12 protein-coding genes are annotated in these 12,136 nt (G+C 74.4%); 9 read left to right on the forward strand and 3 right to left on the reverse strand.

Translation table 11 applies throughout. The features are described from left to right. Nucleotides 1-199 precede the first annotated feature (199 nt). Complete coding sequence (locus tag ABIB53_RS13365) at nucleotides 200-370, forward strand: hypothetical protein (RefSeq protein WP_354588516.1); 171 nt, start codon at nucleotides 200-202, stop codon at nucleotides 368-370. Between the two features lie 33 nt (nucleotides 371-403). Beyond that, complete coding sequence (locus ABIB53_RS13370) at nucleotides 404-880, forward strand: hypothetical protein (protein ID WP_354588517.1); 477 nt, start codon at nucleotides 404-406, stop codon at nucleotides 878-880. Between the two features lie 251 nt (nucleotides 881-1,131). On the opposite strand, the gene ABIB53_RS13375 is transcribed toward ABIB53_RS13370, so the two are convergent. Continuing rightward, nucleotides 1,132-1,707, reverse strand: a complete 576-nt coding sequence (locus tag ABIB53_RS13375) for a GNAT family N-acetyltransferase (protein ID WP_354588518.1) — start codon at nucleotides 1,705-1,707, stop codon at nucleotides 1,132-1,134. A 79-nt stretch (nucleotides 1,708-1,786) separates the two neighbouring features. Between ABIB53_RS13375 and ABIB53_RS13380 the strand changes: the two genes are divergently transcribed. Both ABIB53_RS13380 and ABIB53_RS13385 read left to right on the forward strand, forming a co-directional pair. Beyond that, nucleotides 1,787-2,488 carry a hypothetical protein gene (locus tag ABIB53_RS13380; RefSeq protein WP_068271266.1) on the forward strand — a complete coding sequence of 234 codons (702 nt, stop codon included), beginning with the start codon at nucleotides 1,787-1,789 and terminating at the stop codon, nucleotides 2,486-2,488. A gap of 68 nt (nucleotides 2,489-2,556) precedes the next feature. Continuing rightward, nucleotides 2,557-2,985 (forward strand): adenosine deaminase, encoded by a 429-nt coding sequence (locus tag ABIB53_RS13385; protein WP_123092697.1) that lies wholly within the window; start codon nucleotides 2,557-2,559, stop codon nucleotides 2,983-2,985. Between the two features lie 154 nt (nucleotides 2,986-3,139). On the opposite strand, the gene ABIB53_RS13390 is transcribed toward ABIB53_RS13385, so the two are convergent. Continuing rightward, nucleotides 3,140-3,967, reverse strand: coding sequence for an oxidoreductase (locus ABIB53_RS13390; RefSeq protein WP_354588519.1), 828 nt, complete (start codon nucleotides 3,965-3,967; stop codon nucleotides 3,140-3,142). Nucleotides 3,968-4,232: 265 nt separating this feature from the next. Further along, complete coding sequence (locus tag ABIB53_RS13395; protein WP_354588520.1) at nucleotides 4,233-6,458, reverse strand: MMPL family transporter; 2,226 nt, start codon at nucleotides 6,456-6,458, stop codon at nucleotides 4,233-4,235. 203 nt (nucleotides 6,459-6,661) lie between these two features. Between ABIB53_RS13395 and ABIB53_RS13400 the strand changes: the two genes are divergently transcribed. Genes ABIB53_RS13400 through ABIB53_RS13420 form a run of 5 tightly spaced genes read left to right on the forward strand, consistent with a single transcriptional unit; the run spans nucleotide 6,662 to nucleotide 11,899 of the window. Next, nucleotides 6,662-7,966, forward strand: coding sequence for a sensor histidine kinase (locus tag ABIB53_RS13400; RefSeq protein ID WP_354588521.1), 1,305 nt, complete (start codon nucleotides 6,662-6,664; stop codon nucleotides 7,964-7,966). Continuing rightward, complete coding sequence (locus tag ABIB53_RS13405) at nucleotides 7,963-8,643, forward strand: response regulator (protein ID WP_123092701.1); 681 nt, start codon at nucleotides 7,963-7,965, stop codon at nucleotides 8,641-8,643. Before ABIB53_RS13400 ends, ABIB53_RS13405 begins: the two co-directional genes overlap by 4 nt. Before the next feature lies 1 nt (nucleotide 8,644). After that, entirely contained in the window at nucleotides 8,645-9,556 is a 912-nt protein-coding gene (locus ABIB53_RS13410; protein ID WP_354588522.1) for a DUF4097 family beta strand repeat-containing protein, read from the forward strand. Nucleotides 9,557-9,581: 25 nt separating this feature from the next. Beyond that, nucleotides 9,582-10,622 carry a peptidase dimerization domain-containing protein gene (locus ABIB53_RS13415; protein ID WP_354588523.1) on the forward strand — a complete coding sequence of 347 codons (1,041 nt, stop codon included), beginning with the start codon at nucleotides 9,582-9,584 and terminating at the stop codon, nucleotides 10,620-10,622. A gap of 29 nt (nucleotides 10,623-10,651) precedes the next feature. Continuing rightward, nucleotides 10,652-11,899, forward strand: a complete 1,248-nt coding sequence (locus tag ABIB53_RS13420; RefSeq protein WP_354588524.1) for a glucose-1-phosphate adenylyltransferase family protein — start codon at nucleotides 10,652-10,654, stop codon at nucleotides 11,897-11,899. Nucleotides 11,900-12,136: the final 237 nt, after the last annotated feature.

Below are 12,136 nucleotides of genomic sequence, written 5' to 3' on the forward strand. Positions count from 1 at the left end.
GTCCAGGAGAGCGACGGCGGCGCACGTCTGGTGACCGGGCGCCTGGGGTCGATGAACGACGCTGAAGACCTTCACGGTCACGGGCCTCGACGACCAGGGCTGCGTCACCGCCACCTACGAGTCCCCGGCGTCGACCACGACCGGCGTCCTCGTCGTGCCAGAGGGGTCCACGGTGTCGGGGGGTGCCGAGGACCTCGTCGTGCGTCTGGATGACGAGACCGAGCTGCGGGCCGGGGACAGCGTCGACGGCGGTGGCGCGAGCCTGCAGGCGACGAACCGGGCCACGATGGATGCCACGAACGCCTCGGTGCTCGACCGGGTCGAGCAGACCTGCGGGGCAGACGTGGCCGTCGTCGTCAACAGCTGGTGATGCCCGCCCCTGACGGCACCTACGATCAGGCCCATGCGTGCGAGCTGGGGGATCAGGACAGGTGCGGCGGCGGCGACGGCACTCGGGGTGATGGCGCTCTCGGCGTGCGGCGCCCGCAGCGCGCACGACGCGGCGGACGACTTCGCCTCGGCGGTCGCGGACGGCACCGTCTCGGAGCACCCCGAGCTCTTCGAGCCCGCGCCGAGCGACGCGCAGATGGCCGTGCTCGACGACTTCCACACCCGGTGCTCGGTCGACGAGGACTCGGCCGAGGTCGCCCCGGGTGCGATCACCCCGCAGATGCGGAGCATGGCCGTGGTCGTCGAGTGCGACGGGCGGACCATGCTCATCGGGACGCAGGTCACCGAGCCGAGCTACGGGACGGACGAGAGCAGCGACTTCGTCATCGAGCCGCACTTCCTGCCCGGCGGCGAGCGGGACGGCAAGTTCTCCCGCTCCGGGCTGCCCGACGACATCAAGCACCTCGACCGGGTCCCCGCCGCCGGCTAGTCCGCCCCGTCGCCTCGCCACGTCCCGTGCATGGCGGCCGGTCGATACCCGCGGGGAGCAGGACTGCGTGCGGGGTCCATGACCCGCGCGTGGCCCACGACCCCCGCCGAGGTATGGCGATCGGTCCCGGATCCGTGGATCCGAGACCGATCTGCCATACCTCGGCGAAGGGGGAGTCAGGTACCTCGAAGGGGGAGTCAGGCCCGTCGGCGCGGTCCGTCGTCGACGACCCCGCTCGAGGGGCTCATCACCTATCTCAGGTCGAGACGCATGACGATGCGGGGCATCTTCGAGGCGACGGCGTCGGTGACGCCGACCTGCTCGAAGCCCGCCCGCTCGAAGATCGCCCGTGTCCCGACGAAGGCCATCGTCGTGTCCATCCGGCCCTCCGGGTCGACGGGGTACGCCTCGACCGCCGGGGCGCCGCGGGTGCGGGCGTACGCGACCGCGCCCTCGACGAGGTGGGCGGTGACACCCCTTCGCCGGTGCCCTCCGCGCACGACGAAGCAGATGATCGACCAGACGGGGACGTCGTCGACGGGGCGGATGAGCTCGGAGCGCACGAGCCGCGGGATCTCCTCGCGCGGGCTGATGTGGCACCACCCGACGGGCACGCCGTCCTCGTAGGTGATGACGCCGGGGCGGCTGCGGCGGGCGGCGAGCGCACGCATCGCCTCCTCGCGGCTCCCGCCGCCGAGCTCCTCGATCTCTCCCGCGCGCAACCGGTGCGACAGGCACCAGCAGTGGGTGGCACGGCGGTTCGGGTTGATGACGTCGGCGAAGTCCTCGAAGCGTGCGGGGGTCAGCGGATGGGTCTCGAAGGCCACGGCTGCCCCCTTCGCTCGACGTCGCGTCGAGCATGGCACCGCGACGAGCGCGAGGCGACCCACGACCTACCCTTCGTGCGTGCCTCGTCTCGACCGCCTTGACGCCGACCGCGTCCAGGCCACCATCGCCACCCTCGAGGAGCGCGTGACGACGCGCTTCCCCGACCGCAACCTCCCCCGTGTCGCCCGCGAGCTGTCGACGCTCGCCGACGAGGTCGAGGACGTCTCCGGTGCCTCGCGGGTGCGGCTGCGGATGACGCGGTGGCTGTCCTTCGCGCTCGGCCTGGTCATCGTCGGCGTCACGCTCTACGTCGTCGCCGCGGTGCTGCGCGAGGTCATGGGCACCTACGAGGGCGAGGCCGGCCGCTGGGTGCCGCTTGTCGAGTCGGGGATCAACGACGTCGTCTTCGCGGCGATCGCCGTGTGGTTCCTCCTCGCGCTGCCCTCGCGGCTCGAGCGTGCCCGGATCCTCGCCCTGCTGCACCGGCTGCGCTCGCTCGCGCACGTCATCGACATGCACCAGCTGACGAAGGACCCCGAGCACCTCAACCCCGCGTACGTCCCCACCGAGGCCTCGGTCGGCGACGCGATGACCCGCGCCCAGATGGCGCAGTACCTCGACTACTGCTCCGAGCTGCTCTCGCTCACCGGCAAGGTCGCCGCCCTGTGCGCCGAGGCGAGCGAGGACGACGTCGTCCTCGACACCGTCTCCGACGTCGAGACCCTGTGCTCGGGCCTCGCCGCGAAGATCTGGCAGAAGATCTCGCTCCTGCCGGGGTAGCCGCTCGCGGGCAGCCGGGGTGGACAAGAACCCCCGTCGGCCCACCCCCCGCGTGTCAGGGTGGAGGCATGAGCGACCAGCCCACCAGCGACAACACCGACCGCGAGATCGTCGGGCTCGACGAGCACCTCGACGAGGCTCAGCAGGACGTCCGGATCGGCTCCGACGAGACCGACGACCTGCCCATCACGCCCCCCGACATGCAGCCGCGCAACACCGAGCGCGAGATGGCCGGCTGGGCCGAGGGCGAGGAGACCATCGACGAGCGGATCGCGCAGGAGGTGCCCGAGGAGGGCACCGCCTACGGCGCCCCCGACAACGAGAGCGGCCTGGACCGCGAGCCGCGCGTCGGCGGCGACGACCCGCTGTCGATCCCGGCCGAGGACGACTTCGTCTCCGACTCCGCGGCCGACGAGCGGCACGTCTCGCAGGACGACCCGGCCGAGGAGGCCGCGATGCACGTCGAGGGTGACGAGCCCCTCGACGACACGGTCTGAGCGGTACCCGAGCCCGCCACCCCTCTCTCCACCCGCTGCCCGCCCGGGGCCAGCGACGCCAAGACCCGCTCGTGGTCCGTGACACCCGCTCCTCGCCGACCGGCGGGCACCGGGTCTCGCGGACGACGAGCGGGTCTCGGCGCGGCGGGCCGGCTCAGCCCATCCCGCGCGCGACGAGCGCGTCGAGCACCCGGGCCGGCAGGACCCTCGCGGCGACGGTCGCCGGCTTCGCGCCCGCGCCGATCGCGTAGCGGATCCGGGGGCGATCGGCCGTGGCGGCGTGCTCGATGGCCTTGGCCACGACGTCCGGCGACGACGCGATGCGCTCGATGCCGCTGGACAGCCCCTTCGCCATCCGCCGCACCCGCTCCGCGTACGGCCCGTCGCCGGACACCTCGACCGCCGAGTCGGTGGCGATCCCGCCCCACTCGGTCTTGATGGCGCCGGGCTCGACGACGCTCACCCGGATGCCGAAGGGGGCGACCTCGGCCCGCAACGAGTCGCTGAGACCTTCGAGCGCGAACTTGCTCGCGTGGTACCACCCGCCGAAGGGCCCGGCGAAGCGCCCGCCCATCGACGAGACGTTGATGATGCGTCCGGATCCCTGCGCGCGCATCGTCGGCAGGACGAGCTGGATCATCCGGGCCAGGCCGATGACGTTGGTCTCGAGCTGGCGCCGGGCCTCGTCGAGCGGCACCTCCTCGACCGACCCGTACGAGCCGTACCCGGCGTTGCCGACGAGCACGTCGACCCGGCCGTGCTCCTCGAGCACCTGCTCCACCCCGGCCACCATGCTCGCGTCGTCGGTGACGTCGAGGACGAGGGGGCGCACCCCGTCGCCGAGCTCGGCGAGGCGGTCCGCCCGGCGGGCGGCGCCGTAGACGACGAAGCCCGCGCGGGCGAGGCGGCGAGCGGTGGCCGCCCCGATGCCCGAGGAGGCACCGGTGACGATCGCGACGGGCGACGGGGTGGGTCCGGCCATGACAGCTCCTGCGGTGGGTGAGGGCGGGCTCCCATCGTCACCCACGACGGTCCCCCTTCGCCCGCCGACGTCCCCCGTCGCGCCGGCTCGACCCCCCTTCGTGCCGCGTCGTCTCCGTCCGCCGAGACCCGCTCGTGGTCCGTCATGCCCGCTCCTCGCGGGGCGGCGACGAGCGGGGTTCGCGGACCACGAGCGGGGTTCGGCGTGGGTGGGTGGGGCGAAGGGGGCCCGCGGGGGGGGGTGGGCGAAGGGGGACCGCAGCCCCTCAGTGGTGGAAGGCCGGCAGCCACCGCGGCCCGCGGTGCGCCCGGTCGCCGAGGAGCGCGAGCACCGCGGGGAGCAGCAGGGCGCGCACGACGGTCGCGTCGAGGAGGATCGCGACGGCCAGCCCGACCCCGAGCTGCTTCATGTCGAGCACCGACAGGGTGGCGAAGATCGAGAAGACGCCGATCATCACCGCCGCCGCGCTCGTGACGACCCCGGCGGAGCGGGCCACCCCGAGGCGCACGGCCTCGCGCGGTGACGACCCGGCCAGCCGCGCCTCGCGCACCCGGCTGGTGACGAAGACGTGGTAGTCCATCGACAGCCCGAAGAGCACGACGAACATCAGCAGCGGCAACCAGGCCGCGATCGCACCGGTCGAGTCGAAGTCGAGCACCGACTCGGCCCACGTGCCGGAGAAGATCGCGGTCATCACGCCGTACGCGGCGCCCACGGAGAGCAGGTTGAGCCCGATCGTCGCGGCAGCCAGCCACAGCGACCCGAAGGACAGCGCCATGACGACGAAGGTCAGCGCGAGGACGAAGCCGACGACCCACGGCAGGCGCGAGTCCATCCACTGCGTGAGGTCGGTCGACGCGGCCTGACCGCCGACGTGCACCTGCGCGCCGGGCACGTCGGCGAGCTCGGCGCGGATGTCGTCGGCCTCGTCGCGCACCTGGGCGACGACGCCGGGCAGGCGCTCGTCGGACGCGCTCATGCCGACACCGACGTCGAGCACGCTCACCGTGCCGTCGCCGGACACCTGCGGCTGGGGCGCCACCCCGGAGACGTGCGGCAGAGCGGCGAGGTCCCCCGCGGACGCCTCGAGCGCCCGGGCCACCTCGGCCTCGCTGCCGGTCGGAGCCCTGACGACGACCTGGACGGCGGTGCCGTCGCTCGGGATCGCCCGCTCGAGCTGGTGCGTGGCGGCGACGACGGGCAGGTCCTGGGGCAGGGTCTCGACCCCGCCGAGCGCGGTCTTCATGCCGAGCGCGGGGGCGGCCAGCGCGACGAGGAGCGCGGTGACGACCGCCGCCCACGCGAGCGGGCGGCGGATGGCCACGCCGGCGACGCGGCCCCAGACGGAGCGACCCGCGGCGCGGCGCGCCTCTCGGCGCCGGGCGAAGGGGAGCCGCAGCGCGTCGACCCGGTCGCCGAGGACGGCGAGCAGGGCGGGCAGCACGGTGGCGGAGAAGACGACGGCGAGCGCGACGACGACGATCGTCCCGACCGCGAGCGAGGAGAAGAGCCCGCCCGCGACGAGCATCCCCGCCATCGCGACGACGACGGTGACGCCGGAGATGACGACGGCCCGGCCCGCGGTGGCACCGGCGACGGCGATGGCGTCCTCGACGCTCGCCCCCGCGGCCCGCTCCTCGTGGGCGCGGCGCAGGACGAAGAGCGCGTAGTCGACACCGACGGCCAGCCCGATGAGCAGGACGAGGCTCTGGGCGTTCGGGTCGACGTCGACGAGGCCACGGCTCAGCGCGGCCGTGATGCCCATCGCCGTGACGACGCTCAGCAGACCGAGCACGAGCGGCACGCCTGCGGCGACGACCGCGCCGAAGGCGATCGCGAGGATGACGAGGGTCAGCGGGATGCTGAAGAGCTCGGCCCGGGCGAAGTCCTCGCCCATCGACTCGTCGAGCGCCAGGGAGGCCGACCCCTCGCCGACCTGCCCGACCTCGAGATCGGGGTGCGCCGCGCGCACGTCGTCGGTCACGGCGAGGACCGGCCCGACGACGTCGGAGGCGCTCGGCCCGTCGGCCTCTGCACCGCCGGAGCTCGAGACCGCGTCGAGCTCGACGGGCAGCACGACGCTCGCGCCGTCGGCCCCGGGGACCGGGTCGCCGACCGAGGCGACGCCGTCGACCCCTTCGTAGGCGGCGGTGAGCTCGCGACCGAGAGCGGTCCGCTCGGCCACCGACATCGAGCCGTCCCGCGCGGTGACGACGACGTGCTCGACGGGGGCGCCGCCGAGGTCGGACGCCATCTGGATGTCGACCGCCGCGCGGGAGTCGCCGACGAGCTGGGCCTCGGGCGGGGTCGTGACGATGCCCCGGCTCGCGGCGGCCCCGCCGCCGAGGAGGGCGACGAGGGCGAGCGCGAGGACGACCCACCGGTGGCGGGAGCACCACCGGGCGAGGGGGGATCCGACCGGGCGGGTCGACGCCCGGGTCGGCGGGGGCGTGGGCGGTGCGGGGTCGCGGTGCGGCGTGAGGACGGACATGGGTGGCTCCATGGGGTGGCGAAGGGGTGAGACGTGGCGTGGTCGTGCGCCTCCAACCTCCCGCCGGGCACCCGTGCGCCGCACTGGTGCCGGCGCCCGTCCTCGCCGCCGTCGACCCCACCTCGGGGGTGGGGCCAGCCCCACCCCCGACCTGGGTGCCCGCGGGGCAGACGTGGCGAGCCGGTCCTCCTAGGTTTGTCGACATGACCAGCACCGCCGTCGCCGCCCCGACGCACCCACCCGGCCTGGCCCGCACCTGGGTGCGCGGCTGGGGCTCGCTCGCCCTGCTCCTCACCGACCTGCTCACCGGTGCCGTCGCGATCGTGCTGTCCTCTGTGCTCCTCGCGAGCATCGTCAGCCTGCCCGGTGCCCTCGTCACCCTGCCGCTCGCCGTCGGCACGCTGCTGCTCGGCGGCTGGCTCGGTCGGGCCGAGCGCCACCGCGTCGGCGCGCTCACCGGCGCGACGATCGACCCTCCGACGGTGCGCACCGACCAGCCGCTGTGGCGCCGGCTCGTCCTCGACCCCGCCGACTGGCGGGCCGCCGCGTACTGGGCGCTCCACGCGCTGTGGGGCACCTTCATCGGGGCCGTGACGCTCGCCGTCCTCGCCCAGGCCCTGCTCCTCGCGCTGCTGCCCCTCATCCGGCTCGGCGTCGACGTCGAGACGGTCCGGATCTTCTGGGGCATCCCCATCGGCGACAGGAGCGGGCCGTGGGTCGGCACCGCGATCGGCGTCGTCGTCCTGCTCCTGCTGCCGCTGGCCGCCCGCGCCCTGGCCGCCGTCGACGTCAACCTCGCCCGGTGGCTGCTGGGGGCTGACCGCCGCCGGGAGGTCGAGCAGCTGAGCGCCCGGGTGGACACCCTCACCGAGAGCCGGCGCGAGACGGTCGACTCCGTCGAGGCCGAGCGCCGCCGGATCGAGCGCGACCTGCACGACGGTCCCCAGCAGCGGCTCGTCTCGATCGCGATGAGCCTGGGCATGGCCCGCGACGCCCTCGAGCGCGACCCCGCCACGGCCCGCGAGCTCGTCGACGAGGCGCACGCCTCGGCGAAGGAGGCGATCGTCGAGATGCGCCAGGTGGCGCGCGGCATCGTCCCCCCGATCCTCGCCGACCGCGGGCTCGACGCCGCGCTCTCCGCGCTCGCCAACCGCAGCCCGCTGCCCGTCTCCGTCACCGTCCGCGGGGTGGGCCGGGTCGACCCGACGCTCGAGGCGATCGCCTACTTCGTCGTCTCCGAGGCGCTGACCAACGTCGCCAAGCACGCCGCGGCCACCTCGGCCACGGTCGACGTCAGCCGCGCGACCGCCGCCGACGGCGAGGTGCTCGCGCTCACCGTGAGCGACGACGGCCGCGGCGGTGCCGACCCCTCGCGCGGCACCGGGCTCGCCGGCCTGCAGCAGCGCGTGGCTGCGGTCGACGGCCAGCTCTACGTCACCTCCCCCGCCGGCGGGCCCACCACCCTGCACGCCGTCCTCCCCCTTCGTCCCGGCAGGAGCCAGTCATGACCACCCCCACCCCCACCGACCTCACGGTCGTCCTCGCCGAGGACTCGGTCCTCCTGCGCGACGGACTGGTGCGGCTGCTCGGCGCGTCCGGCATCACCGTGGCCGCCGCGTGCGGCGACGCCGAGAGCTTCTTGCGCGCAGTTGCCGAGCACGAGCCCGACCTCGTCGTCGTCGACGTACGGATGCCGCCGACGTACACGAGCGAGGGGATCAAGGCCGCGCTCGTCGTGCGCGAGCAGCACCCCGACACCGCCGTCATGGTGCTCAGCCAGTACGTCGAGGAGCAGTACGCCACCGAGCTCGTCGCCTCGCGGCCGCGCGGAGTCGGGTACCTGCTCAAGGACCGCGTCGCCGACACCGGCGACTTCGTCGCCGCGCTGCACGAGGTGCACGGCGGCGGCACCGTCCTCGACCCCGAGGTCGTCGGCCAGCTGCTCTCGCGGGCCGCGAACCGCGACCCGCTCGCCGCCCTCACCCCCCGCGAGCGCGAGGTCCTCGGGCTCATGGCACAGGGCCGGACGAACTCCGCGATCGGTGCCGCCCTCTTCGTCTCGGACGGGGCCGTCGAGAAGCACGTCTCCTCGATCTTCACCAAGCTCGACCTGCCGCCGGCCGAGGGCGACCACCGCCGCGTGCTCGCCGTCCTGCGCTGGCTCGACCACGGAGAGGAGCGCTGAGATGGCCGCCGACGACCGCACCCAGCCGGTCCCCCCGCCCCCCGCGGGCTCGACCCCGACCGCGACCCTGGCGACGGCACGACCCGCAGGTGCGGGCGGCCCGGCGGCCCTGCCCGGTCTGCCCGGCACCTCCGGTGCACCCGGCGCCCCCGGCCAAGGGGCACCGCCCCAGCGCCCGCGCGGCGGCCCGACGACCCGGTCGCTCGCCTGGCTCGTCCGGCTCGTCGCCGGGGTCCTCGCCACCCTGCTCGTCCTCGGCGTGATGTCGGGACTCGTCGGGCCGATGATCACCAAGGAGGACCGCCAGGAGCAGGCCCTCCCGGCCGGGATGACGAGCCTGCGCGTCGCCGGGGGCACCGGGTCCGTGCAGGTCCGCGCCGCCGACCCGGGCGAGCGACCCTCGCTCGTGCGCACGACGCGGTGGAGCTTCGTGCGGCCGGAGGTCTCGGTGAGCACGGCCGGCGACGAGGTCGTGGCCAGCAGCGAGTGCCGCAGCGGGCCCTTCAGCAACCCCTGCGAGACGCGGTGGGTGCTCGTCGTGCCCGAGGGCACGCAGGTGGGCGTCGACCTCGACGTCGGCGAGATCCGCGTCGCCGGCACCTCCGGCGACGTCGACGTGCAGACCGACGTCGGGGAGATCCGCGTCGTCGGCACGACCGCTGAGCGGGTGACCGCCCGGGCGGACGTCGGCTCGGTGCGGGTCGTCGCGGCGTCTCCCGTCCGCTCGGCCGACGTGAGCACCGACGTCGGCGAGGCGGTCCTCGTCCTGCCCCGCGGCAGCGAGCGCTACCGGGTCGACGTGCAGGCCGATGTCGGCAGCCCCGTCGTCGAGGTCGACGACGACCCCACCGCAGACCGCTCGGTGACGGTGAGCAGCTCGGTCGGCGACGCCCGGGTCCAGTACGCCGACTGAGCCCGAGGGGGAGCACCATGGGGACATGAGCGTGCAGAGCGTCCTCGAGCCCCTCGCCACCGTCCGCACCGAGCTCGAAGAGCTCTACCGCGACCTGCACGCCCATCCCGAGCTCTCCCACGAGGAGCACCGCACCGCCGGGCTCGTCGCGCAGCGGCTGCGGGCCGACGGCTTCGATGTCCACGAAGGGGTCGGCGGCACCGGCGTCGTCGGGGTCCTCGCGCACGGCGAGGGCCCCGTCGTCCTGCTCCGGGCCGACATGCGGATGGTCGACGACGGGCTGGCCGATCTCATCCCTTCGCCCGACGTCGCGCTCGGGCAGCACGTCCTCGTCGCCCCGGCGGGCCACGTCGGCACCCGGTCCGGCCCGGTGCTCAGCGCCGCCGACAGCCTGCGGGTGACGATCCACGGGCGCGGCGCCCACGGGTCGATGCCCCACGTCGCCGTCGACCCGGTCGTCGTCGCCGCGACCGCGGTCGTCGCCCTGCAGCAGGTCGTCTCGCGCGACGTCGCGCCGACCGAGCCGGCGGTGCTCACCGTCGGCTCGATCCGGGCCGGCACGACGGCGAACATCATCCCCGACACCGCCGAGCTGCTCATCAACATCCGCACCTACGACGACGACACCCGTCAGGTCGTCCTCGACGGGATCGACCGGGTCGTCCAGGGCATCTGCGCAGCGGCCGGCACCCCGCACCCGGCGGACGTCGAGCGCTACCAGAGCTACCCCCTGACCGACAACGACGCCGGCACGACGCAGCGCGTCCACGAGGCCTTCGCGGCGGTATTCGGCGACGCGGTCGTCGAGCTGCCGCTGCAGTCGGCGAGCGAGGACTTCAGCGACGTCCCCACCGCGCTCGGGGTGCCCTACACGTACTGGGGCATCGGGGGCACCGACCCCGAGGTCTACCGCCGGGCGCAGGAGGAGGGCCGCCTCGGCGAGCTGCCGGTCAACCACTCGCCGGCCTTCGCCCCCGTCGTCCAACCCACCCTCGACACCGGGGTGAGCACCCTCGTCACCGCGGCGATGGCGTGGCTGGCGAAGGGGGAGCCACCCGCCGTGTGACGTCGGGCCGCGCGACTAGGTTGAGCCACATGTCGAGCGTCGTCCCCCTCTCCCGCATCCCGAAGATCGTCGGGGTCGTCCAGGCGGGTGGTCAGGGCTCCCGGATGGACGTCCTCACGCGTGAGCGCGCCAAGCCCGCCCTCCCCTTCGCCGGCAGCTACCAGCTCGTCGACTTCGCGCTGAGCAACTTCGGCAACAGCGGGATCGCCGACGTGTGGGTGTCGGTCCAGTACGAGGCGTCCTCGCTCGACCGTCACCTCGCCGGCGGGCGCCCGTGGGACCTCGACCGCACCCGCGGCGGCTACCGCCGGCTCGTGCCGGAGGAGGGGCAGCCCAGCGGGTCCGGCGGCTTCAGCGCCGGCAACGCCGACGACCTGCTGAAGATGGGGGCGCAGCTGCGCGAGGCGGGCGCCGAGGTCGTCGTCGTGACGAGCGCCGACCAGGTCTACCGCCTCGACATGCGGGCCGTCGTCGCCCAGCACCTCGAGCGCGGGTCCGAGGCCACGATCGTCACCGTCGAGGTGCCGCTCGCGCAGGCCAAGCACAAGACGGTCGTCGACGTCGACCGGGACGGCGTCGTGCAGGGGCTGACCGACAAGCCCACCGCCCCGCCGCACGGGACGATCGCCGCCGAGGTCTTCGTCTACGACGTGCCGGTGCTGCTGCGCACGCTCGACGCGATCCGGCACGAACGGGCGCAGGCCGACCCAGGGCTCACGGAGGGGATCGGCGACTTCCCCGACCGCCTGCTCCCGCGGCTCGTCGACGGCGGCAAGACCCACGCGTACGCGCTCACGGGCTACTGGCGCGACCTCGGCCGCCCCTCCGCCTACCTCGCCGCGCACCGCGAGCTGCTGCGCGGACGGGTCGACGTCTTCGACGACCCGGCGTGGCCGATCCTCACCCGGTCGCCGGAGATGCCGCCGCCGATGATGCACGCGGGCAGCGTCGTCGAGGACTCGATGATCAGCCCCGGGTCGCACGTGCACGGCACCGTGCGCCGCAGCGTCGTCGGACCGGGCTGCGTCGTCGAGGCGGGGGCGGTCGTCGAGGACTCGGTGCTCATGCACCGGGTCCGGGTCGCGTCCGGTGCCCAGATCTTCGCCGCGGTCGTCGACGACTCGTGCCGGGTCGGCGAGGACGCGCAGGTCGGGGCGCAGCCGAAGCGCTGGCCGCCCTCGGACTCCGCCGTCGTGCTCGTCGGTCGTGAGTCGCACGTGGCGAAGGGGGTCGTCCTCGAGCCGGGCGCCCGCCTCGAGCCCGGCACCACCGCCTGACGTCTTCGCTGGTCGAGGTGCGAGGGCATCGTGCCGGGCGAGACCACCCGGGACGATGACCAAGGTGCCGAGGGTGGCTTCAAAGCTCCTTCGTCGCACCTCAACACCGAGGTCGTTGGTCGCGGTCACCTGGTCGCCGCTCCCGCCTTCGCGACCGAGTGAGCGCGAAACGCCGCTACGCCCGCGACGTAGCGGCGAGTTGCGCTCACTCGACCCGGCCGGCTCACTGTCGGGGCT

Origin of the sequence: Janibacter sp. UYMM211 (assembly GCF_040547045.1) — a bacterium.
Classification (GTDB): domain Bacteria; phylum Actinomycetota; class Actinomycetes; order Actinomycetales; family Dermatophilaceae; genus Marihabitans; species Marihabitans melonis.

Excerpts from the sequence above, each read along its gene's own strand:
- ABIB53_RS13370 (WP_354588517.1), top strand. The coding sequence starts at position 404 with ATGCGTGCGAGCTGGGGGATCAGGACAGGTGCGGCGGCGGCGACGGCA.
- ABIB53_RS13385 (WP_123092697.1), top strand. The coding sequence starts at position 2,557 with ATGAGCGACCAGCCCACCAGCGACAACACCGACCGCGAGATCGTCGGG.
- ABIB53_RS13390 (WP_354588519.1), bottom strand. The coding sequence starts at position 3,967 with ATGGCCGGACCCACCCCGTCGCCCGTCGCGATCGTCACCGGTGCCTCC.
- ABIB53_RS13395 (WP_354588520.1), bottom strand. The coding sequence starts at position 6,458 with ATGTCCGTCCTCACGCCGCACCGCGACCCCGCACCGCCCACGCCCCCG.
- ABIB53_RS13400 (WP_354588521.1), top strand. The coding sequence starts at position 6,662 with ATGACCAGCACCGCCGTCGCCGCCCCGACGCACCCACCCGGCCTGGCC.
- ABIB53_RS13405 (WP_123092701.1), top strand. The coding sequence starts at position 7,963 with ATGACCACCCCCACCCCCACCGACCTCACGGTCGTCCTCGCCGAGGAC.
- ABIB53_RS13410 (WP_354588522.1), top strand. The coding sequence starts at position 8,645 with ATGGCCGCCGACGACCGCACCCAGCCGGTCCCCCCGCCCCCCGCGGGC.
- ABIB53_RS13415 (WP_354588523.1), top strand. The coding sequence starts at position 9,582 with ATGAGCGTGCAGAGCGTCCTCGAGCCCCTCGCCACCGTCCGCACCGAG.
- ABIB53_RS13420 (WP_354588524.1), top strand. The coding sequence starts at position 10,652 with ATGTCGAGCGTCGTCCCCCTCTCCCGCATCCCGAAGATCGTCGGGGTC.